We start from the raw sequence: 22,473 nt of genomic DNA, 5'->3' as shown, positions 1-22,473 counted from the left end.
TCCATGGCCTGTTCCTCCCCGGAGTCGTTTTAGGCTTTCACCAAAACTTTGCTCCTGGAACAGGCCTCTCGTCAATTTCTTATCCAGAATTCAGGTTAATTTAAGAAATAAAGAGAGAAAAATACAGCACCGAAATTGTGCGATGCTGTATTTTATTTTAAATTTTAAACTCAGCCCAGACAGGTGCGTGATCGGAAGGTTTTTCCATGGCGCGGATATCATAATCAATACCAGCAGAAAGGCATTTTTCTGCTAATGGCTGACTTGCAAGCAGCAAGTCAATGCGAAGTCCACGGTTATCGTTAAACCCTTTTGAGCGGTAATCAAACCACGAGAATTGGTCACTGATTTCCGGATGATGGGCCCGGAATGTATCAACCAGCCCCCAGTTTTTTAGACGTTCCATCCATTCCCTTTCTTCAGGCAGGAAAGAACACTTTCCGGTTTTTAACCAACGTTTCTGGTTATTCTCTCCTATTCCAATATCTAGGTCAGTCGGGCTAATATTCATATCGCCCATAATGAGGATATTGGATCCCGGAGATTGATTTGTTTCCAGATAGGTTTGCAAATCCTGATAAAATTTCTCTTTTGCAGGGAATTTTACCTCATGATTACGACTTTCACCTTGTGGAAAATAACCATTAATCACAGTCAGTAAGCCGGAAGGAGTTTCGATATCTGCCATGATAATGCGGCGTTGAGCATCATCGTCGTCAGTTGGAAAACCTTTCCTGACAGCTGTTGGCTGTTGGCGAGTCAGTAGGGCAACTCCATAATGAGATTTTTGACCGTGGTAGAAGATATGATAGCCAAGTTGACTGACCTCTTCTAAAGGAAACATCTCATCATGAACTTTTGTTTCCTGTAATCCGATAACATCAGGTTGATGTTGTTCAACAATCGCAGCAAGTTGGTGAGGACGCGCCCGCAGTCCATTAATATTGAATGATACAAATTTCATATCGTTATAATCACCTAAATAATGTTTTTCTTTTCAATCTTATCAGATATAAATAAGAATGTAACCATTTATTAAATAATAATTTTAGGCAGATTAACTAGATGTTTCACTATTTTACTCATATATGTAATCTGATATTGAATATAATTCGCTTATTATTCAAATTTAAAGAATGTAATCATGTCAAATAATAGAAAAGCATACGATTAATAAATGGGGATTTAATAAATAAATGCTTATTTAATTAGTAATGCTCTGTTATATTCACATTCGATATTATGTTTTTAGGTGAGATTTTTTGTTCTTGAAATTTATTCTATGTCACGCGTTACAAAAAATAATTAATGAAAAAGTAGAAGAGTTAATCAATCTCTGATAGAAAATTGAACCTGTAGGCCATGTTTATATTTATTAATGGTTTACATTCACGATGGAATATTCATCATGATACAGGTGAATAATATAGTTCATCTGAACCGCATTTTTGCATCAGGGGCTGGCATTTCATATAAATGCCATTTGAAAAATAGCTATTTTTATTGTACAAAATTATACCTTCACAATATCAAGTTTGATTTAGCGGTTACCTGATGAGAAGGCCATTTCAAGGATATTATTTTAGCCACAAGTTACATAGGAACGGTGAATTATGTTTTTTTCTCGTAAATTAGAAGCATTCATGGCGGTGGTGGAAATGGGTTCTTTAAGCAAAGCGGCAAGAGTGATGAACCGTACGACTCCCCCAGTCGCTAAATCAATTAAAGACTTTGAGGCGACGTTAGGAAAGCGCTTATTTAAAAGGGAGAAGTTTGGGATGATACTGACTAAAGACGGAGCGGAGCTATATAATGACTTAAAAGAACTTTATTTGAAAGAAAAAGAAATTACAAAGAAACACTTTAGTGGGACTATTTGTAATAGTGTTAATATCTACTATGATTGGGGGAAAGATAGACATCTGATTTCGCTGTATAAAGCTGCAGATAGAAATAATGCTCAAGTTAATATATTACGATTCAGTTATGATAACATCGATGAAATAGTTGATTATGAGGGAAATACCATAATCCTAAGTTCTGAAAAAATCCTCAGTGATAGATTCAGTCTGGTGCGAAAAATTGAAGGCCAGAATTTAGGCGTTTGTTGTCGTCAGGAATTAATTGATGAATCTAATGGTGATTTAACTCAGCTATTGAAAAATAAAACATGGTTATGCGATCCAGTTCTCTATAAAAGTGATTTTATAAAGAATTTAGAAGAGGATATGCAGAAAAATGGAGAAAAGGCTAATATAAGACAAATGGACAATATGGAGTGTTGTCTTAATTTTATTCAGTCTAAAGATTATATTTTTATTACAGATGCCCGTTCTGGTGCATTAGAGGAAGGAAAGAGTTTGGGTTTTATTCCAATTTCACGAGCTGATGCAGTTAATCAGTGTTACGTCTATAAATCTAAATCACACTCAAGCGTGTTGAATCGTTTTATCGATTCTGTTAGTGATATGGAGTAACCGATTGCATAAGCGGAGCGAATTGCAGATCTTCCAGAGCTCCGCTATTGGTGTTCTGTGAGTACGCCAATTTTTAAATATTCATTTACTCATTGAGTAAATTAGATGGTTCTTCCCCCAAGCAATATATCTGTTAGCTTTGACAGTAAATGCAAATAATGGAATATAATTTTGAATATGGTGGGGGAAGGATGACGCGCCACTACGATTTATACTCACCTTACATTTTTTTATCTCGCAGCTCAGAATGCCGCACATATCGTGATTTCATTGCGCTTATCTGAATATAGCCGAATAATTTCAATAAATTCCCTAACGAAACTCGTGAAAATTGCTCTTCATTGAAGTGGGAAGTGATTTTACTTGAGTAATGTGATAGCTAATAAACGGATTATCTGGATGATGGTGGGGGAAGGATGATTCGTCACTTCGTTCCTCACCCTAAGGGCCAATACGCTGCGCGTACTGTTATTTCGCTACGCTCAATTCGAACCTTGGTCGAAGATTCTCATCCTTCCCTTTGGGGATTAATTGGATTTTTTTATTTGTTGGCAGATTAAGGTTTTATCATTAGATGGTGGTGGGGGAAGGATGATTCGTCACTTCGTTCCTCATCCTACGGGCCAATACGCTGCGCGTACTGTTATTTCGCTACGCTCAATTCGAACCTTGGTCGAAGATTCTCATCCTTCCCTTTGGGGATTAATTGGATTTTTTTATTTGTTGGCAGATTAAGGTTTTATCATTAGATGGTGGTGGGGGAAGGATGATTCGTCACTTCGTTCCTCATCCTACGGGCCAATACGCTGCGCGTACTGTTATTTCGCTACGCTCAATTCGAACCTTGGTCGAAGATTCTCATCCTTCCCTTTGGGGATTAATTGGATTTTTTTATTTGTTGGCAGATTAAGGTTCTATCATTAGATGGTGGTGGGGGAAGGATTCGAACCTTCGAAGTCTGTGACGGCAGATTTACAGTCTGCTCCCTTTGGCCGCTCGGGAACCCCACCAGATTTTGAATTGTACGCTGTTGTTGTCAGCGGACGGAATCATATCAAATGAACCGCCGCTGTAAAGTAAATATTTAAAAATCAGCTATCAAGTGCTGGTTATTTAATCCCTGAGAGCAAATTTCATTCCATTATAAGATCACAGTGCGATTACCATAGACAAATACTCGCTGGGAAAGAACAGAGTGTAGTGCTTTACTCAGCACATTTTTCTCAACATCTCGTCCTGCCCGCATCATGTCCTCAGCCGTATAACCGTGATCCACATTAATTACATCCTGAGTGATGATAGGGCCTTCATCCAGATTATCATTGACGTAATGTGCAGTAGCACCAATGATTTTAACTCCACGTTCATAGGCTTGATGGTAAGGGCGGGCTCCAATGAATGCAGGCAGGAATGAGTGATGGATATTAATAATTTGATTCGGGTAATGCTGAACAAATGCCGGTGTTAAAACGCGCATATACTTAGCAAGTACAACATAATCGGGATTATATTGATCAATCTGAGCCATTAGCGCTTCATCATGTTGCTCCCGGCTTAAACCTTCATGACTGATATGATGGAATGGAATACCAAACTGCTCAACTAATGATTGCAGAGTGGTGTGGTTACCGATAACTGCGGCTATTTCCACATCCAAGCCTTCGTAAGCGCTTTTTACTAATATATCACCAATACAGTGAGCTTCTTTTGTTACCATGATAACAATACGGCGTCGGCCTGCTGTATTTAATTCACGGCTAGAGCCGGTAGGAAGGGCATCATCTAGGTCAGTCAGAAATGTTTCATCATTGAAGATACCTTCCAGCTCTGTACGCATGAAAAAACGGCCAGTTAGGTGGTCAACAAATTCACTATTCTGAACAATATTTAATTGATGTTTATAACAAATATTGGTGATTTTCGCGATTAATCCTTTGGAATCAGGACAAATAGTACGCAAGATTTTTTTTTGTATGATTGCGTTTTGCATGAATAATGTAACCTCAAATTTTTTACTGTGTGAATGATTTTGTTTGAAATTTATAGTTTTTAACTACAGCACTTTTTATATTTTTTTCCTGAACCACATGGGCACGGGTCATTGCGTCCAGTTTGAGGGCGAATACCATCAATATAGAACCAATGTTGTCCAATGCGTAAAAAACGGGAGCGCTCATGTATCAGTTGTCTATCTTGCTTTGCCTGTTCAATAAAGCAAGCTGAAAATTCGACATAGGCTTCGTCATTATGTAGACCTTTATCTGCGCTGATCACATTCAATCCCAGCCACTCGACACCGACAAAGCTTTGTTCTATTTCTGAACGCCAGGTTTCGGCTTTACAGTCGGGATGCCAGGTTGCAATAAGATAATCAATATTTTTTGTTACATAAGCGCTATATCTGGAACGCATCAGAGATTCAGCATTTGGGGCAGTGCGATGATTATCAAGATAGGGGCCGCAGCAGTGTGCGAAAGATAAGCTGCTACCGCAGGGGCATATTGTTGTCAAAATAACTCCGGTGAATTAAAAAGGTTGTTGTTTATGTGAACAATACTGTAAGGGTGTGTAGGAATATAACTAGCAATAATTTATCTGATAATACCTGAATACAGAGCTTAGTCGCAATGTTTGCCCAGAGTGTACCTAGCCATAGCTGTCTATATTACCGAGGCATCTGTTATACCCACTTTCGCTATAATAAAACGGATATTTGTTAGATATATGTATCTTGTATGTATATTTGCTACGGTAATGTTATGCATTGTCATATAAAAAATATAATTGAACTTCCATTAACTGTATATCTGGTTGAGTTAGCTGATATACTCTTGCGCGCTGTTTTTAGTATGTGATTCTTTTCACATATTCAATTTTTCACACATACGATTTTTTAAAGAGTTTGGGCTATCGTTTATGCTGTAAAAGGAGTTTTTCAGCCATAACGTAGCCACAGGAGATTATGTAATGTCAGTCATAAATAAAAAAGTAAAAAAAGCTGTGATCCCTGTTGCCGGCTTGGGAACTAGGATGTTGCCGGCGACCAAAGCAATCCCTAAAGAAATGCTGCCTTTGGTTGATAAGCCACTGATTCAATATGTTGTTAATGAATGTATTAAAGCAGGAATTAACGAGATTATTCTGGTTACACACTCATCCAAAAACTCGATAGAAAATCATTTTGATACCAGTTTTGAACTGGAAGCGATTCTGGAAAGAAGGGTTAAACGTCAGCTATTGGATGAAGTGCAATCCATTTGTCCAAGTCATGTGACAATTATGCAAACTCGTCAGGGTATTGCAAAAGGGTTGGGGCATGCAGTGTTATGCGCTAAGCCACTGATTGGGGATGAACCGTTTGCCGTTATTCTGCCTGATGTTATTTTGGATGAGTACAGCGCAGACTTGTCTAAATACAACCTGAGCGAAATGTTGTCACGTTTTAATGAGAATGGTGCGAGTCAGATACTAGTCGAGCCAGTTCCTTATGAAAGCGTTTCTGACTATGGTATTGTTGACTGTTTTGGGGAAAATTTACAACCTGGTGACAGTAAGCCGATTGCCCGTGTTGTTGAAAAACCTAAACCTGAAGAGGCACCATCGAATCTTTCTATTGTAGGTCGTTACGTACTATCTGAAAAAATCTGGCCGCTATTAGCAAAAACTGCGCCGGGTGCAGGGGATGAAATCCAGCTTACTGATGCTATTGCTATGCTGATGGAAAAAGAACCGGTTGAAGCATATCACTTAAAAGGCCGTAGCCATGATTGTGGTAATAAACTGGGTTATATGCAGGCGTTTGTTGAATATGGAATGAAGCATAAGCAATTGGGAGAATCATTTAAAGACTGGATTATGACTTTGCAGGATCAGATTGAAAAATAATCTATTGGTAATTTAGGATGTGAGATGAAAGTAACTGTATTTGGTATTGGCTACGTTGGCTTAGTCCAGGCAACTGTGTTTGCTGAGGTAGGGCACGACGTACTTTGTGTTGATGTTGATGCAAAAAAAGTTGAAAACCTGAAAAATGGGCAGATCCCTATTTTTGAGCCAGGGTTGGAACCTCTGGTTAAGAAAAACTATGCACAAGGGCGTCTGAGTTTTACGACAGATGCCAAAGCTGGTGTAGCACATGGCAAATTACAGTTTATCGCTGTCGGAACACCTCCCGATGAAGATGGCTCGGCAGATCTGCAATATGTCACTGCCGTAGCCCGTACCATCGCAGAAAATATGGATAGTCATAAAGTGGTGGTTGATAAATCTACTGTCCCTGTAGGCACCGCGGATAAAGTCAAAGCTGTGATACAGGCAGTTTTAGCTGAACGTGGGATGAGTATTCCATATCATGTCGTATCCAATCCTGAGTTTTTGAAAGAGGGTGCTGCGGTTGCTGATTGTATGCGTCCTGAGCGCATTATCATTGGCTGTGATGACGATGGTGTGGTTGAAGTTATGAGAGAGCTGTATGAGCCGTTCAATCGTAACCATGACCGCATGATAGTTATGGATATCCGCAGTGCAGAGCTGACAAAATATGCTGCTAATTGCATGTTAGCTACCAAAATTAGCTTTATGAATGAAATTGCTAATCTGGCAGAAATGCTGGGCGCTGATATTGAACATGTACGTCAGGGGATTGGTTCTGATTCACGTATTGGATATCATTTTATTTATCCGGGTTGTGGATACGGTGGTTCATGTTTTCCAAAAGATGTTCAGGCACTAATTCGTACTTCGGAGCAGATTGGCTATACACCAAAGATTTTACAGGCAGTTGAGTTGGTTAACGAAAAACAAAAAAGAAAACTTCCTTCTTTCGTTAAACGTCATTTTGGGACCGATTTATCTGGTAAAACATTTGCCATATGGGGACTATCATTTAAACCTAATACCGATGATATGCGAGAAGCATCAAGCCGGGTATTGATGGAAGCCTTATGGGAAAGTGGTGCTAAAATACAGGCTTATGATCCGGAAGCAATGCAGGAAACTCAGCGTATTTATGGGCAGCGCGATGATCTTGCTCTGATGGGAACAAAAGAAGCAGCCTTAAAAGGTGCTGATGCTCTTATTATTTGCACGGAGTGGCAAAACTTTAGAGCACCTGATTTTGATCTTATAAAAGACTCGCTTAACACTCCGGTTATTTTTGATGGACGTAATCTTTATGATCCGGAGCGCTTGCAAGCCAGAGGGTTCACATATTATGGAATTGGCCGTGGTGACTCTATCAATCCAGTTATTTGAGTTATGATATGAAATTTTTAGTAACAGGTTCCGCTGGTTTTATTGGTTTTCATGTAAGCCAGCGGTTATTGAATATGGGATATGACGTTGTCGGCATTGATAACATCAATGATTATTATGATGTTAATTTGAAGCAGGCAAGATTAAATTTATTACTCCCTCATCCCGGTTTTAAATTTGAAAAACTAGATTTAGCTGATAGAGTCGGGATCGCTGAATTGTTTACTAAGTACCAATTTCAGAGAGTTATCCATTTAGGGGCTCAACCAGGTGTTCGTTATTCAATACAGAACCCAATGGCATATATTGATGCCAATATTGTTGGTCACATGAATATTCTTGAAGGATGTCGTCACAACAATATTGAGCATTTATTATATGCATCTTCAAGCTCAGTATATGGGTTAAATAAAAAACAACCATTTTCTACTGATGATTCGGTTGATCATCCGGTCTCTTTATACGCAGCGACTAAAAAAGCTGATGAATTAATGTCTCACAGTTATTCACATCTTTATAAATTACCAACCACAGGTTTACGTTTCTTTACGGTATATGGTCCATGGGGGCGTCCTGATATGGCTTTATTTAAGTTTACTAAAGCGATGTTAGAGGGGCGGCCTATTGATGTTTATAATCATGGAGATATGGTAAGGGATTTCACATATATTGATGATATCGTCGAGTCTATAATCAGATTACAGGCTATTATTCCCGAATCTAATAAAGATTGGTCAGTTGAAACTGGTCAAGTCTCTGCTAGCTCAGCGCCATATCGTATTTATAATATTGGTAATGGCCAGCCAACAAAATTAGGTGATTTTATTGAAGCTATTGAAGCTTCATTAGGGATAAAAGCAGCGAAAAACTTTATGGAAATTCAGGATGGCGATGTGCTGTCTACTTGTGCGGACTCTAGGGCGCTGTACGAGAAAATTGGTTTTTCTCCTAATACACCAATAAGAGAGGGTGTGAAACAATTTGTTGATTGGTATCTGAATTTTTATCAGATGTCTTAACATTAGTTTAATAATAAGAAAAGGAGCTATTAGCTCCTTTTTTAATTCTATGTTAATAAAAAACTAAGTTAATGTTAAATTGTTTTTTTCACACCGAGAATGCAAAGGAGCATATAATCGGTTGTGTTCGTACATCAGCCCATAATTAACTTAGTCAGGTTTATTAACCATAAAACAAAAATACCCTTCATAGGGTATTTTTGTTATTAGATGACAAAGTAACTGATTAGATCAGAAAATCTTCCAGACTTTTGCCTTCTTCTTCAATTGCTTTTTTGATTACTGCTGGAGTACGGCCTTGGCCGGTCCAAGTTTTAGTTTCGCCTTCGTCAATATATGAATATTTAGCTGGGCGAGTAGCACGCTTAGATTTACCAGAAGCTTTACCACTTAAAGCGTCTACTAAATCGCTTAATTCGATACCGTCTTTTTCCAGCATTTCACGGTATTCTTGAAGTTTACGTGTGCGCTCTTCTATTTGAGCACGAGCCTGGCTTTCTTCATCACGACGTTCTTCAACAACAATCGTCAGTTTCTCCAGCATTTCTTCTAAAGTAGCAAGTTCACATTCTCTTGCTTGTGCGCGCAAAGTACGGATGTTATTTAGGGATTTTAAATTTTCGCTCATTGTCCTGGTCTCAAATTATAATGATGATGGCTGATGTATGGATAATAATAGAATGCTATTTTATTTTCTGCAATAGTGAATTTACTTTCTAAGGCTAAAAGATCCATTTTTAAAATGCAATTTTTTTGATAATCGATATATTGTGTTTTAATTCTACTATTGGATTTATCATTTCTCGATAACGGTTAGACGTAGATTACTCAAAGCTGCTCAAGGATTAACTTAGACATATAAAACTAATTTATAGTCAATCTGTAAGATATGCTAACTATTCATCTGAAAATAAATTGGTTTTCAAGTGTGAGATGAAATTTTTTTTATGGGTAATCCACTAGTTATGATTATAGCGATATGGGTCGAGTAAAAGTAAACCGTTTTGATTATTAATATGCAAATTGTGGAATATAAAATCGATATTTACTTCTGATATTAATTTTGTTCATTTGTCATCCAGTAAGTGCTTATCGTGCTGATTTTATATGCACAAATGTGATGACTATCATAAAAATATTTCTTTTACTTTCATTTCGTTTTTCTTTCATATCCCATTGGGTCAATAACAAAGGATAACCTTGAGTTAAGTTTGTGGTAAACTTGCGGGGATATATTGCTTGATTAAATTTGACAAGAGGACGGACGGGCCAATGGCTCAGCTTTATTTTTATTATTCTGCTATGAATGCAGGAAAATCAACTTCATTATTACAGTCTTCCTATAACTATAACGAAAGAGGAATGAGGACGTTGATTTTTACAGCAGAAATAGATACACGATTTGGAAAAGGGAAGGTAAGTTCCCGTATTGGGCTATCTGCGGATGCCTTACAGTTTTCACCAGACATTAATATTGCTGAGCTTATCAGACGTGAAAATGATGCAGAAAAGATTCATTGTATTTTGATTGATGAGTGTCAGTTTTTAACAAAAGAACATGTTGAACAGCTTTGTGAAATTGTTGATTACGATGATATTCCTGTTCTCTGTTATGGATTAAGAACAGATTTTCAGGGCGAATTATTTAAAGGCAGCCAATATCTTCTTGCTTGGGCGGATAAATTAGTTGAACTGAAAACAATCTGTCATTGTGGAAGAAAAGCAAGCCGTGTTCTGCGTTTTGGCAGCGATGGGAATGTTGTTTATGATGGGGCACAGGTTGATATTGGTGGTAACGAAAAATATGTCTCAGTGTGCCGTAGGCACTATTATGACGTCATTCATGAAGCTAAAGCCAAAAAAGCTGAACAGATATAATCCGTTTGTATGGGTAATACGATTAAATTAGAAAAATGAATTAATAAAAAGGCATCAGATATACTCTGATGCCTTTTAGATTACATTAGTTTATTATTTCTTATTATTTTTCAATTTTAGCGCCTTCCTGTGATATGGGCGATTCTATAAATTTACGTCCATAGAAAGAATCCAGCAACAATTGTTTTAACTCAGTAATTAGCGGGTAACGAGGGTTTGCACCGGTACATTGATCATCAAAGGAATCTTCTGCGAGTTTATCAATTTTTGCCAGAAAATCACTTTCCTGAACTCCGGCCGCACGGATTGAGTCTGGAATATTAAGTTGAGATTTTAATTCTTCTAACCATGCCAGCAGTTTTTCAATTTTAGTAGCGGTGCGGTCACCCGCTTTACTTAATCCTAAATGTTCTGCAATTTCAGCGTAACGGCGTCTTGCTTGAGGGCGATCATATTGACTGAATGCAGTTTGTTTAGTTGGATTATCATTGGCGTTATAGCGTATTACATTACAGATAAGCAAAGCGTTTGCTAATCCGTGTGGAATATGGAATTCAGAACCAAGTTTATGAGCCATAGAATGACAGACACCTAAAAAGGCATTGGCGAAAGCGATCCCGGCGATAGTTGCAGCATTATGGACACGTTCACGGGCCACTGGGTTCTGGGCTCCCTGCTGGTAGCTGGCTGGGAGAAAATCTTTCAGTAGTTTTAACGCCTGTAAAGCCTGCCCATCAGAGTATTCATTGGCTAAAACAGAAACATAAGCCTCCAACGCATGGGTGACAGCATCTAAACCACCAAAAGCACATAATGATTGGGGCATATCCATGACAAGGTTTGCATCAACGATAGCCATATCCGGTGTCAGTGCATAATCTGCCAATGGATATTTCTGACCAGTGATATCATCAGTAACAACAGCAAAAGGTGTGACTTCTGAGCCAGTACCCGAGGTGGTTGTAATAGCCACCATTTTTGCTTTTATACCCATTTTGGGGAATTTATAGATACGTTTCCGAATATCCATAAAGCGTAATGCCAATTCTTCAAAATGAGTTTCAGGATGCTCATACATTACCCACATGATTTTAGCTGCATCCATAGGTGAGCCACCACCGAGAGCAATAATGATATCTGGTTTGAACAAACGCATTTGTTCAGCACCTTTTCGGACAATACTTAAAGTAGGGTCAGCTTCAACTTCAAAAAATACTTCTGTTTCTACATTATGAGATTTTAAGACCCTGATGACTTGATCGGCATAACCATTATTAAATAAGAAAGCGTCTGTCACGATAAAGGCTCGTTTGGCACCATCCGTTGCCACTTCTTCTAGAGCGATTGGTAATGAGCCACGACGGAAATAGATAGATTTAGGGATTTTATGCCACAGCATATTTTCAGCTCTTTTTGCGACAGTTTTGGTATTGATCAAATGTTTTGGCCCGACGTTCTCTGAAATAGAGTTTCCGCCCCAAGAGCCGCATCCGAGCGTCAGGGAAGGGGAGAGTTTAAAGTTGTAAAGGTCACCAATACCACCCTGAGATGCAGGAGTATTAATTAAAATACGTGCCGTTTTCATTTTATCGCCGAAATATTTAATTCGGGTAGCTTGATTGTCTTGGTCGATATAAAGTGAAGAGGTATGACCAATTCCCCCCATTTCAACTAATTTTTCTGCTTTTCCGACGGCATCTTCAAAATTTTTTCCCCGATACATGGCTAATAAAGGTGATAATTTTTCATGGGCGAATGGTTCTTTTTCATCCACAATTGTAACTTCACCAATAAGAATTTTTGTATTTTCGGGAACGCTGATACCCGCCATTTCTGCTATTTTTATGGCTGGCTGACCGACAATTGCGGCATTCAGGCTGCCATTTTTCAAAATAATAGTTTGAACTGCCTTCAGTTCTTTCCCCTGTAGGATATAACCTCCATGACTGGAAAAGCGTTCACGGACTTGTTTATAAACACTATCAACCACAATAACAGATTGTTCAGAAGCACATATCACACCGTTATCGAACGTTTTGGACATTAAAATCGATGCAACAGCCCGCTTGATGTCTGCTGATTCATCAATCACAACAGGGGTATTACCTGCCCCAACGCCGATAGCGGGTTTACCTGAGCTGTAGGCGGCTTTTACCATTCCGGGGCCGCCAGTTGCCAGAATGAGATTAATATCAGGGTGATGCATCAACGCATTTGAGAGCTCAACAGACGGTTCGTCTATCCAGCCGATAATGTCTTTTGGTGCACCAGCAGCGACAGCCGCTTTTAAAACGATTTCTGCTGCTTTATTTGTGGCATTTTTAGCTCGTGGGTGTGGAGAAAAAATAATACCGTTACGGGTTTTCAGGCTGATAAGCGCCTTGAAAATGGCGGTTGAGGTTGGGTTGGTTGTCGGAACAATACCACAAATAATACCGACAGGTTCCGCTATAGTGATTGTACCAAAAGTATCATCCTCAGATAAAATTCCACATGTTTTATCATCTTTATAGGCGTTATAAATGTATTCAGAAGCAAAATGGTTCTTGATTACTTTATCTTCTACAACCCCCATTCCCGATTCAGAAACAGCTAATTTCGCCAGCGGGATACGAGCATCAGCAGCAGCAAAAGCAGCAGCACGAAATATTTGGTCAACCTGTTCCTGTGAAAAGCTGGCGAATTCTCGTTGAGCTTTTTTCACGCAAGCAACTAATTCGTTCAGTGCAGCAATCTGAGTGACAGCCATAAAGATTACTCCTAATAAAAGTTAAATTTTTTCAGGGAATTGGCTGTTCGGTTATTGTGACTGAAAGTCATGTCGTGAAATTCGTCACCAACATACTTGCATAAATAGTGCCAATTACCTTAAAAAACTTTATTAATTCATATTGTTAAAAATGGTTTATGTGTTTTTTCTGAGAATGGCTTTTGAACACAGCTTATCATCGGAGGATTTTTGAATAGTGATTTAGATCATGAAAACAGCAAGCTGATACCATTCAGCTGTTAGTTTATTGATAATGATTATCAAAAAAAGTATTAGGGAATATTTTAAATATTTATTTAACTTTTACAAAATTATTTGTTAAGTAAATTTTGGTAATATATTTTATGATAAAATAAGTGAAAAATAATTAACAAACATCCAATAAAGAGTATGGTTAGTTAATAAAAGCTTTTCTATTTTTCACTAAAAATCTTTCCATTATTTATTTAACTGCTTGTTTTTTCGAGTTGAGTAATACTGTTTTTGACACATACATTCATGACATAACCGTCTATTACTGGATGTTGTTGCAATATTTTGTGATGAAGATGGTCTTTTAATCTGTGATGATTGCATTTTGTTAAAATAATGTTTATTTTCTTTTTTTGTTTGAATCTTAGTGTGATCCGATAGATAAAATCAAATGAGAAAAATTATTTTTATCAAAGTGTTATTGATTTCTCTGTTTACATCTTATATCTAAGAACAAACAATTACTTTAATGATTTAATAAACATATTATAAAAAATAGTATAACAAACCTAGTGTGGGTTGAATCTTAAACACATAAATTATCTTTATTTAATAAAATAGGTTATCGGGATTGTTAGATTAAAAAACGATTAATTTGCTGTTTATCACTTGGAGAGAATAATGAGAAAAATACCATCAAAGTTGAGTCAGTTGATTTCTTCTATCGTTTTATTATCGTTTCCCATAGCACAAGGGATGGCGGCGAAAGTTCCCGCTGGGGTAGTGTTGGCAGAAAAACAGGAAGTTACCATTAATAATGGTGTTGAGGTTGTGTCATTAGACCCTCATGTCGTTGAAGGTGGTCCAGAAACCAATGTTATTCGTAATTTATTTGAAGGGTTGGTGACTACTGATCTGAATGGCGAAACTGTGCCGGGAGTAGCCGAAAAATGGGAAAATGAAGGCCATCAGGTATGGACTTTTTATCTACGTAAAGATGCTAAATGGAGTGATGGCAAACCAGTCACGGCACAGGATTTTGTCTATAGCTGGCGCCGTCTTTCTGATCCAAAAGTAGGTTCCCCTTATGCCAGCTATTTACAATATACCTATATATTGAACGCAGATAATATCTTACAAGGAACAAAATCGCCTGAACAGTTGGGTGTAAAGGCACTGGATGATCAGCGTTTTCAGGTAACACTAAGTCGCCCTGTTCCTTATCTTATTAACATGTTAAGCCATACTCCGCTGAAACCTGTGCGGCAGGATGTTGTAGAAAAATTTGGCATTAAATGGACTTCCCCAGAAAATTTTATTGGCAACGGATCTTATATATTAAAAGAGTGGGTTATTAATGAGCGAATGGTTTTAACACGCAACCCGCACTACTGGAATGATAAAGAATCCATTATAGAAAAAGGCATTTTACTGCCTATTGTTTCGGGTGTCAGTGATGTAAACCGTTATCGCAGTGGGGAAGTGGATATCACTCATGATGCTATCCCGCCAGAACTCTATCATAAAATGAAACAAGATATTCCTGATCAACTCCGAACAGTACCTTATCTATGTACATTTTATTACGAAATTAATCACAAAAATCCGTTATTTAAAGATAAACGAGTGCGTGAAGCCATTAAGCTGAGCCTTGACAGAGATATTGTCACTGAAAAGATTATGGGGCAGGGACAAATTCCGGCATACGGTTTCACTCCTACCTATATTGGTGGTGGCCTTACTGTTAATCCAGAGTGGGCAAGCTGGACACAGGAGCAACGTAATCAACGGGCAAGAGAATTATTAAAAGAAGCGGGTTTTGATTCCAGTAACCCTCTCAAATTTAGCCTGCTCTATAACACTTCAGAACAAAACAAACAGCAGGCTATTGCAGCCGCATCTATGTGGCAGAAGAATATTGGTGCGAAAGTCACGTTACAAAATCAGGAATGGAAAACTTCATTGCAAAATCGTCATCAGGGAAATTATGACGTAGTAAGAGCAACATGGTGCGGCGATTATAATGAACCTTCATCCTTCCTAAATTATTACTTATCAGATAGCAGTAATAATACGTCATTCTATAACAGTGAAGCCTTTGATAACTACCTCAATCAGGCTCTGACAGCCAAAGATGAGAAAACACGTAAAGAATTTTATCAAAAGGCGGAAGCTCAGCTTGATGCTGATTCAGGAACAATTCCTGTGTATTACCGGGTTTCCACACGCCTGATTCGTCCGACTGTCGGTGGTATGACAGGAAAGGATCCTCTCGATTATGTTGATCTTAAGAATTTATATATTAAGAAATTAGATAACTAATTGTTATTACAAATATTCTATTGCTGTAAATAAAACGATTCCTTTTGGGATGCAGAAAATAATTAACCCTGAAAATGGGATGGCTTTTACGAAAGCCAGATGAATCAATAGGAGTAATAAGAAGATGGTAAATATAACAAGAAAGAAAATTGCTGCTGGCGTTGCAGTAGCATTGGGCATGATGATCGGAGTACAGGCATTTGCGGCAGAGGTTCCTACGGGTGTACAGCTGGCAGAAAAACAAACGCTGGTACGAAACAATGGCTCTGAACCACAATCACTGGATCCCCATAAAATAGAAGGCGTGCCGGAATCAAATATTGCCCGTGATTTGTTTGAAACACTGGTGATTAATGATCCTGATGGCAACATTATTCCCGGTGTTGCAGAAAGCTGGGAACACAGCCCAGATTTTAAAACTTGGACATTCCATTTCCGTAAAGATGCAAAATGGTCAAATGGTGATCCTGTCACTGCACAGGATTTTGTTTATAGCTGGCAGCGCGCAGTCGATCCAAACACGGCATCCCCTTATGCAAGTTATATGCAGTATGCACACATTCTGAATGTCGATGAAATTATCCGTGGTAAGAAAAAAACGGAAACCCTGGGTGTGAAAGCGTTAGATGACCATACCTTCCAATTAACCCTCAGTGAGGCTGTGCCTTATTTAGTCCGATTAATGGTTCACACATCAACATCGCCTGTCCATCGTGCAACCGTTGAAAAATATGGAGAGAGATGGACACAACCACAGAATTTTGTTGGTAACGGTGCGTATAAAGTGAAAAGTTGGGTGATTAATGAGCGCCTTGTTTTCGAACGTAACCCGATGTATTGGGATAATAAAAATACCGTTATTGATCAAACTATTGTTTTACCTATCTCTTCTGAAGTCACTGATGTCAATCGTTATCGCGCTGGCGAAATCGAGATGACTTATACCAATTTACCTGTCGAATTATTTCAAAAACTAAAAAAAGAGATCCCTGAACAATTGCGTTTTAGCCCGAAATTATGCACTTACTACTATGAAATAAATAACGAAAGACCACCATTTAATGATGTCCGGGTACGTACTGCTCTAAAATTGGGTATGGATAGTGAGCTGATGACTCATAAGGTGAAAAATCAGGGAGATGTAACGGCTTATGGTTATACCCCACCTTATATCGCTGATTTTCATGATGAAAAACCGGATTGGTATACTAAACTAACTCAGCAACAACGCAATGAAGAAGCAAAAAAACTTCTGGCAGAAGCCGGGTTTACCAAAGATAATCCGTTAAAAGTTAAGCTACTTTATAATACTTCCGATCTGCATAAAAAATTAGCTATTGCTGCCGCTTCTATCTGGAAAAAGAATATCGGGGTTGAAGTTTCTCTCGAAAATCAGGAATGGAAAACGTTCCTTGACTCCCGCCATCAGGCCAATTACGACGTCGCCCGAGCTGGCTGGTGTGCCGATTATAACGAAGCCTCTACCTTCCTGAATCCTATGTTATCTAATAGCAGCAACAATACCGCTCATTATAAGAGCAAAGAGTTTGATGCTTTAATGACGCAGTCACTGCAAGCTAAGACAGATGAAGAGCGCGCCGAAATTTATACTAAGGCGAATGCACAATTGGATAAAGATTCCGCTGTTGTACCTCTCTTTTACTATACAAACTCTTTTTTATTGAAACCTTACGTAGGTGGTTACACCGGTAAAGATCCGCTGGATAATTTCCATACCAAAAATCTTTATATTATCAAACATTAGGAATCAGCAGGTGGTTTAAGTAATAAACCACCTGTGTATCAGATAATTAATGACCACGGTTTGGTCAGACAATAGGAACGGGCAATGCTGAAATTTATTTTACGCCGTTGTTTAGAGGCGATCCCGACACTTTTCATTCTTATTACCATTTCGTTTTTCATGATGCGTCTTGCGCCGGGCAGCCCATTTACCGGAGAAAGAAAACTCCCGCCTGAAGTTATGGCGAATATCGAAGCGAAATATCACCTGAATGACCCTATCTATAAACAATATTTCAACTATTTGGTTCAACTTTCGAAAGGGGATTTTGGCCCTTCATTCAAATATAAGGACTACAGTGTAAATGATTTGGTGGCAGAGGCGTTGCCCGTTTCTGCTAAATTAGGTGCTGCTGCCTTTATTATGGCAGTAATATTTGGTGTTAGTGCGGGAGTCATTGCGGCACTGAATCAAAATACAAAATGGGATTACACGGTAATGGGGTTTGCCATGACAGGGGTTGTTATCCCCAGTTTTGTCGTTGCTCCCTTATTAGTTCTGATATTTGCAATTACACTAAAATGGTTGCCGGGAGGCGGCTGGAATGGTGGGGCGCCTAAATATATGCTCTTGCCGATGGTTGCGTTATCCCTTTCTTATATTGCCAGTATTTCCCGTATCACTCGTGGCTCCATGATTGAAGTTCTGCATTCCAACTTTATCCGAACAGCAAGAGCCAAGGGACTGCCATTACGCAAGATTATTTTCCGCCATGCACTGAAACCAGCCTTACTACCTGTCATTTCCTATATGGGGCCCGCCTTTGTCGGCATTATTACTGGCTCGATGGTTATTGAAACTATCTTCGGTTTGCCCGGTCTGGGGCAATTGTTTGTTAATGGCGCTTTAAACCGTGACTACTCACTGGTGCTGAGCCTGACGATTCTGGTGGGTGGGCTGACCATTATGTTTAACGCTATCGTTGATGTGTTGTATGCCGTCATCGATCCGAAAATCCGTTACTAAGACTGGAGCACGCAATGTTACTGAATAAAAAAAATAGCGAAGCTCTGGAAAATTTTTCTGAGCAGCTGGAAATTGAAGGCCGCAGTTTGTGGCAGGATGCACGTCGTCGTTTTATTCATAATAAAGCAGCAATTACAAGTTTATGTATATTGTTTGTCATCACATTGTTCGTCATTTTAGCGCCTATGTTGTCTCAGTACACCTACGATGATACTGACTGGAACATGATGACCATGCCTCCTGATTTTGAGTCACATCACTATTTTGGTACAGATTCATCAGGCCGTGATTTGTTAGTCCGTGTTGCTATTGGTGGGCGTATTTCACTGATGGTTGGGATAGCAGCGGCTTTGATTGCTGTGATATTCGGCACATTATATGGTGCTATGTCAGGCTATCTTGGTGGCAAAGTCGATATGGTCATGATGCGTCTGCTGGAAATTCTGAACTCCTTCCCATTTATGTTCTTCGTCATCCTGTTAGTGACTTTCTTTGGGCAAAACATTCTGCTGATTTTTGTTGCGATAGGCATGGTGTCATGGCTGGACATGGCGCGTATTGTCCGGGGACAGACATTGAGCCTCAAACGCAAGGAATTCATTGAAGCCGCACTGGTGTGTGGTGTATCCAGCCGTAATATAGTTCTGCGTCATATTGTGCCGAATGTGTTGGGTGTTGTGGTGGTTTATGCTTCATTATTAGTACCAAGCATGATCCTGTTTGAATCTTTCCTGAGCTTTCTTGGTTTGGGAACACAAGAGCCGCTCAGTAGCTGGGGGGCATTATTAAGCGATGGTGCCAACTCAATGGAAGTGGCTCCGTGGTTACTCCTGTTTCCTGCGGGCTTTCTGGTGTTAACCCTGTTCTGTTTTAACTTTATTGGTGACGGCCTACGAGATGCCCTCGACCCTAAAGACCGTTAAGGAGAGCCTATGAATAGCGTAGAAACGATAAAACATGCTAAAAGCGCTGAATCACTATTAACGGTGAAAGATTTAAATGTGGTATTCAGTACGCCTGATGGCAACGTAACAGCAGTAAATAAACTAAATTTTGACTTACAGGCTGGGGAAACTCTGGGTATTGTTGGTGAATCCGGTTCTGGTAAATCTCAGACAGCCTTTGCCTTGATGGGTTTACTGGCCAGTAATGGTACTGTCAGTGGTTCTGCTGTTTTTAACGGACGTGAAATTCTTAATCTACAAGAAAAAGCGCTGAATAAAATGCGGGCGGAAGAAATCTCAATGATCTTCCAAGATCCGATGACATCTCTTAACCCTTATATGCGCGTAGGTGAGCAACTTATCGAAGTGCTGATGCTACATAAAAATATGAGCAAAAGTGAGGCTTTCGAAGAGTCTGTTCGAATGCTGGATGCTGTTAAGATGCCTGAAGCGCGTAAGCGGATGAAAATGTTTCCGCATGAATTTTCTGGCGGAATGCGCCAGCGTGTCATGATAGCAATGGCATTATTGTGCCAGCCTAAACTATTGATTGCAGATGAGCCGACGACTGCACTGGACGTTACTGTTCAGGCACAGATCATGACATTGCTGAACGAATTAAAAAAAGAACTGAATACCGCCATTATTATGATTACCCATGATCTGGGTGTTGTTGCTGGTATTTGTGACAAGGTGTTGGTTATGTATGCAGGCAGGACGATGGAATATGGTACTGCTCGTGACATATTTTACCATCCTACCCATCCTTATTCGATTGGCTTGCTTAATGCAGTTCCCCGGCTGGATGGCGATGAAGAATCTTTGGCTACAATTCAGGGTAATCCACCAAATTTACTGCGCTTACCAAAAGGTTGCCCATTTCAGCCTCGTTGCCAGTTTGCTACTGAACATTGTGTGAGTGAAGAACCCCCGCTGGAACTATTTAACCCCGGACGCTTGCGTGCCTGCTTCAGACGTCAGGAGGAATTAGTATGAATACAGTTACTGAAAAAAAAGTCCTTCTGGAAGTGGATGATCTGAAAGTTTACTTTGATATCAAAGATGGTAAGCAGTGGTTTTGGCAGCCTTCTAAAGAGTTGAAAGCCGTAGATGGAGTTACCCTGCGATTATACGAAGGGGAAACACTGGGCGTAGTAGGGGAATCCGGTTGTGGTAAATCAACACTTGCCAGAGCAATTATTGGATTAGTCAAAGCCTCTGGTGGCTCAGTGACCTGGCTTGGCCAGAATCTATTTGATCTCAATGACAAACAGTGGCGGGATATTCGCAATGATATCCAGATGATTTTTCAGGATCCTTTGGCTTCTCTTAATCCGCGTATGACTATCGGTGACATCATCGCCGAGCCACTGAAAACCTATTATCCCAAAATGAAAGATGTGGAGATAAAAGAAAAAGTCAAAAAAATGATGATGAAGGTAGGGTTATTACCGAACCTGATTAACCGTTATCCTCATGAATTTTCAGGTGGTCAGTGCCAGCGTATCGGAATTGCCCGCGCCCTGATATTGGAACCTAAACTGATTATCTGTGACGAACCTGTTTCCGCATTGGATGTTTCTATTCAGGCTCAGGTTGTAAATTTGTTGCAGGATTTGCAACGAGAAATGGGGCTTTCCCTGATTTTTATCGCTCACGATCTTTCGATAGTGAAGCATATTTCAGATCGCGTATTAGTGATGTATCTGGGGAACGCAGTCGAACTAGGGACTTACGACGAGGTGTACCATAATCCTCTGCACCCATATACCCGAGCATTGATGTCAGCAGTGCCGATTCCTGACCCTGATAAAGAGCGTTACAAACAGATTGAATTACTGGAAGGGGAACTGCCTTCACCCATCAATCCGCCATCTGGATGTGTATTCCGTACCCGATGCCCAATGGCTGATGCGGAATGTGCGAAAACCCGACCATTGCTGGAAGGTAGCTTTAAACATGCCGTTTCTTGTTTGAAGGTAGATCCGCTGTAGTCAGTAAATAAATATCATGAGTATGTTATATAATCACTAAGAGTTATTTCATGTTCTCATCATGAAGGAATATTAGCTGCCAATCTTAAGCTTATTCCATTTGGAGTTACCAGAACAAAGGTTAAGCTCTCAATAGTGAAATTTCTTATTTCTTATGAAATATAATAGATAACCTGAATTTTGTTTTAAGCCATCACTGAAAGTTTTCTACTGAGAAGAATATTTTCCAGTAACAGCTTAAGCAGAATTCAGGTTATATAGTAAATCCAATGAAATTACCGCTATTCCTGAGTTACTCCGACGATTGGTTTTGTCCGGAAGTCTGGTGACTATCGATGCCATGGGGTGCCAAAAGGCGATTGCTCATCAGTTAAATAAAGTGGGAGTGGATTATACCAATCGTAATTGAAGATGCTTGATTTTTCATTCATATAGCTAAATCATAACCTCAGCTTCGCTTAAAAATAGCGATCTCATTATCCCGTAGATTCAAGCTCGGTTTTTTAGGTTGGAATGTATAAGCAATAAGGCCAGCAGCAACTTCCAATAAAAAACCGAGTTGACTGCGATGCCTTGAATGCTCTATCTGAGAAATATTCTTGAGCTGATCGACGACGGTTTCTATCAAAAACCGCCGCCCTAACATCAATCTATCCCAGAGAGATAATGCCTTGGCTTTCATGTTACTCCGGACATTCGTGATTAACGTGACACCTTCCGCTTCTAATTCATCACATAAAGCCTGGGACAAGTACCCTTTATCACCATACAAACAGCCTGTTAATCCTTTTGTCAGCGCTTTGACTGGCTGGCGATCATCCGTGTTTCCTGCGGTGAGTTTCACGGCTAACAAT

17 protein-coding genes, 1 tRNA gene, 3 other RNA genes and 1 pseudogene are annotated in these 22,473 nt (G+C 39.4%); 12 read left to right on the top strand and 10 right to left on the bottom strand.

Annotated elements, in window-relative coordinates; genetic code table 11:
- Window positions 1-157 precede the first annotated feature (157 nt).
- Window positions 158-964, bottom strand: a complete 807-nt coding sequence (gene xthA / locus AACS92_RS00110) for an exodeoxyribonuclease III (protein ID WP_099108095.1) — start codon at window positions 962-964, stop codon at window positions 158-160.
- A gap of 649 nt (window positions 965-1,613) precedes the next feature.
- On the opposite strand from xthA, the gene AACS92_RS00105 reads away from it, so the two are divergent.
- The gene (locus tag AACS92_RS00105; RefSeq protein ID WP_099108094.1) at window positions 1,614-2,477 is read left to right on the top strand and encodes a LysR family transcriptional regulator; all 864 of its coding nucleotides are present in this window, start codon (window positions 1,614-1,616) and stop codon (window positions 2,475-2,477) included.
- Window positions 2,478-2,877: 400 nt separating this feature from the next.
- Here the strand turns inward: AACS92_RS00105 and AACS92_RS00100 are convergent.
- From AACS92_RS00100 to AACS92_RS00075, 6 genes are all read right to left on the bottom strand, one after another.
- Window positions 2,878-3,010, bottom strand: a non-coding RNA gene (locus tag AACS92_RS00100) — RtT sRNA.
- A 42-nt stretch (window positions 3,011-3,052) separates the two neighbouring features.
- Window positions 3,053-3,185, bottom strand: a non-coding RNA gene (locus AACS92_RS00095) — RtT sRNA.
- A 42-nt stretch (window positions 3,186-3,227) separates the two neighbouring features.
- Window positions 3,228-3,360, bottom strand: a non-coding RNA gene (locus AACS92_RS00090) — RtT sRNA.
- Between the two features lie 42 nt (window positions 3,361-3,402).
- Window positions 3,403-3,487 (bottom strand) — tRNA-Tyr (locus AACS92_RS00085).
- 131 nt (window positions 3,488-3,618) lie between these two features.
- Window positions 3,619-4,467, bottom strand: coding sequence for a formyltetrahydrofolate deformylase (gene purU, locus AACS92_RS00080; RefSeq protein ID WP_099108093.1), 849 nt, complete (start codon window positions 4,465-4,467; stop codon window positions 3,619-3,621).
- A gap of 59 nt (window positions 4,468-4,526) precedes the next feature.
- Window positions 4,527-4,988, bottom strand: a complete 462-nt coding sequence (locus tag AACS92_RS00075; RefSeq protein WP_099108092.1) for a YchJ family protein — start codon at window positions 4,986-4,988, stop codon at window positions 4,527-4,529.
- A gap of 456 nt (window positions 4,989-5,444) precedes the next feature.
- On the opposite strand from AACS92_RS00075, the gene galU reads away from it, so the two are divergent.
- From galU to AACS92_RS00060, 3 genes are read left to right on the top strand one after another with little or no spacing between them, the layout of a single operon-like run.
- Window positions 5,445-6,362: a UTP--glucose-1-phosphate uridylyltransferase GalU gene (gene galU / locus AACS92_RS00070; RefSeq protein ID WP_099108091.1), complete on the top strand. Its 918-nt coding sequence runs from the start codon at window positions 5,445-5,447 to the stop codon at window positions 6,360-6,362.
- 24 nt (window positions 6,363-6,386) lie between these two features.
- The gene (locus tag AACS92_RS00065; protein ID WP_099108090.1) at window positions 6,387-7,730 is read left to right on the top strand and encodes a UDP-glucose dehydrogenase family protein; all 1,344 of its coding nucleotides are present in this window, start codon (window positions 6,387-6,389) and stop codon (window positions 7,728-7,730) included.
- An 8-nt stretch (window positions 7,731-7,738) separates the two neighbouring features.
- Entirely contained in the window at window positions 7,739-8,749 is a 1,011-nt protein-coding gene (locus tag AACS92_RS00060) for an NAD-dependent epimerase (protein ID WP_099108089.1), read from the top strand.
- 226 nt (window positions 8,750-8,975) lie between these two features.
- Here the strand turns inward: AACS92_RS00060 and hns are convergent, their stop codons facing one another.
- Complete coding sequence (hns, locus tag AACS92_RS00055) at window positions 8,976-9,377, bottom strand: histone-like nucleoid-structuring protein H-NS (protein WP_099108088.1); 402 nt, start codon at window positions 9,375-9,377, stop codon at window positions 8,976-8,978.
- A gap of 644 nt (window positions 9,378-10,021) precedes the next feature.
- Here hns and AACS92_RS00050 point away from each other — a divergent pair.
- On the top strand, window positions 10,022-10,627 hold the full coding sequence (locus tag AACS92_RS00050; protein WP_099108087.1) for a thymidine kinase: 606 nt from the start codon (window positions 10,022-10,024) through the stop codon (window positions 10,625-10,627).
- Window positions 10,628-10,730: 103 nt separating this feature from the next.
- Here the strand turns inward: AACS92_RS00050 and adhE are convergent, their stop codons facing one another.
- Window positions 10,731-13,376 carry a bifunctional acetaldehyde-CoA/alcohol dehydrogenase gene (gene adhE / locus AACS92_RS00045; RefSeq protein ID WP_099108086.1) on the bottom strand — a complete coding sequence of 882 codons (2,646 nt, stop codon included), beginning with the start codon at window positions 13,374-13,376 and terminating at the stop codon, window positions 10,731-10,733.
- An 894-nt stretch (window positions 13,377-14,270) separates the two neighbouring features.
- On the opposite strand from adhE, the gene AACS92_RS00040 reads away from it, so the two are divergent.
- The 7 genes and pseudogenes from AACS92_RS00040 to AACS92_RS00010 form a co-directional block, all read left to right on the top strand.
- A complete protein-coding gene (locus tag AACS92_RS00040; RefSeq protein WP_099108085.1) occupies window positions 14,271-15,911 on the top strand; it encodes an ABC transporter substrate-binding protein in 1,641 nt (546 codons plus the stop codon).
- A gap of 124 nt (window positions 15,912-16,035) precedes the next feature.
- Window positions 16,036-17,676, top strand: a complete 1,641-nt coding sequence (gene oppA / locus AACS92_RS00035) for an oligopeptide ABC transporter substrate-binding protein OppA (protein WP_099108084.1) — start codon at window positions 16,036-16,038, stop codon at window positions 17,674-17,676.
- Between the two features lie 84 nt (window positions 17,677-17,760).
- Window positions 17,761-18,681, top strand: a complete 921-nt coding sequence (gene oppB / locus AACS92_RS00030) for an oligopeptide ABC transporter permease OppB (protein WP_099108083.1) — start codon at window positions 17,761-17,763, stop codon at window positions 18,679-18,681.
- Between the two features lie 14 nt (window positions 18,682-18,695).
- Window positions 18,696-19,604, top strand: a complete 909-nt coding sequence (gene oppC, locus AACS92_RS00025) for an oligopeptide ABC transporter permease OppC (protein WP_099108082.1) — start codon at window positions 18,696-18,698, stop codon at window positions 19,602-19,604.
- A 9-nt stretch (window positions 19,605-19,613) separates the two neighbouring features.
- Window positions 19,614-20,621, top strand: coding sequence for an ABC transporter ATP-binding protein (locus tag AACS92_RS00020; RefSeq protein ID WP_099108081.1), 1,008 nt, complete (start codon window positions 19,614-19,616; stop codon window positions 20,619-20,621).
- A complete protein-coding gene (oppF, locus tag AACS92_RS00015; protein ID WP_099108080.1) occupies window positions 20,618-21,619 on the top strand; it encodes a murein tripeptide/oligopeptide ABC transporter ATP binding protein OppF in 1,002 nt (333 codons plus the stop codon). The genes AACS92_RS00020 and oppF overlap by 4 nt, the downstream gene beginning before the upstream one ends.
- A 259-nt stretch (window positions 21,620-21,878) precedes the next feature.
- Window positions 21,879-22,013: pseudogene (locus tag AACS92_RS00010) on the top strand (ISAs1 family transposase); the annotation flags it as partial.
- A gap of 54 nt (window positions 22,014-22,067) precedes the next feature.
- Here the strand turns inward: AACS92_RS00010 and AACS92_RS00005 are convergent.
- The coding region (locus AACS92_RS00005; RefSeq protein WP_153044716.1) for a transposase at window positions 22,068-22,473 on the bottom strand (406 nt) is incomplete at its 5' end.

The sequence above is a fragment of the Xenorhabdus sp. KJ12.1 genome (assembly GCF_963876495.1).
In the GTDB taxonomy this organism is placed as follows: domain Bacteria; phylum Pseudomonadota; class Gammaproteobacteria; order Enterobacterales; family Enterobacteriaceae; genus Xenorhabdus; species Xenorhabdus stockiae.
The sequence above is the reverse complement of the archived record's forward strand: the minus strand, read 5'-3'. Positions and strand labels throughout refer to the sequence as shown.

Coding starts and splice junctions, on each gene's coding strand:
- xthA (WP_099108095.1), bottom strand. CDS start 964: ATGAAATTTGTATCATTCAATATTAATGGACTGCGGGCGCGTCCTCAC.
- AACS92_RS00105 (WP_099108094.1), top strand. CDS start 1,614: ATGTTTTTTTCTCGTAAATTAGAAGCATTCATGGCGGTGGTGGAAATG.
- purU (WP_099108093.1), bottom strand. CDS start 4,467: ATGCAAAACGCAATCATACAAAAAAAAATCTTGCGTACTATTTGTCCT.
- galU (WP_099108091.1), top strand. CDS start 5,445: ATGTCAGTCATAAATAAAAAAGTAAAAAAAGCTGTGATCCCTGTTGCC.
- AACS92_RS00065 (WP_099108090.1), top strand. CDS start 6,387: ATGAAAGTAACTGTATTTGGTATTGGCTACGTTGGCTTAGTCCAGGCA.
- AACS92_RS00060 (WP_099108089.1), top strand. CDS start 7,739: ATGAAATTTTTAGTAACAGGTTCCGCTGGTTTTATTGGTTTTCATGTA.
- hns (WP_099108088.1), bottom strand. CDS start 9,377: ATGAGCGAAAATTTAAAATCCCTAAATAACATCCGTACTTTGCGCGCA.
- AACS92_RS00050 (WP_099108087.1), top strand. CDS start 10,022: ATGGCTCAGCTTTATTTTTATTATTCTGCTATGAATGCAGGAAAATCA.
- adhE (WP_099108086.1), bottom strand. CDS start 13,376: ATGGCTGTCACTCAGATTGCTGCACTGAACGAATTAGTTGCTTGCGTG.
- AACS92_RS00040 (WP_099108085.1), top strand. CDS start 14,271: ATGAGAAAAATACCATCAAAGTTGAGTCAGTTGATTTCTTCTATCGTT.
- oppA (WP_099108084.1), top strand. CDS start 16,036: ATGGTAAATATAACAAGAAAGAAAATTGCTGCTGGCGTTGCAGTAGCA.
- oppB (WP_099108083.1), top strand. CDS start 17,761: ATGCTGAAATTTATTTTACGCCGTTGTTTAGAGGCGATCCCGACACTT.
- oppC (WP_099108082.1), top strand. CDS start 18,696: ATGTTACTGAATAAAAAAAATAGCGAAGCTCTGGAAAATTTTTCTGAG.
- AACS92_RS00020 (WP_099108081.1), top strand. CDS start 19,614: ATGAATAGCGTAGAAACGATAAAACATGCTAAAAGCGCTGAATCACTA.
- oppF (WP_099108080.1), top strand. CDS start 20,618: ATGAATACAGTTACTGAAAAAAAAGTCCTTCTGGAAGTGGATGATCTG.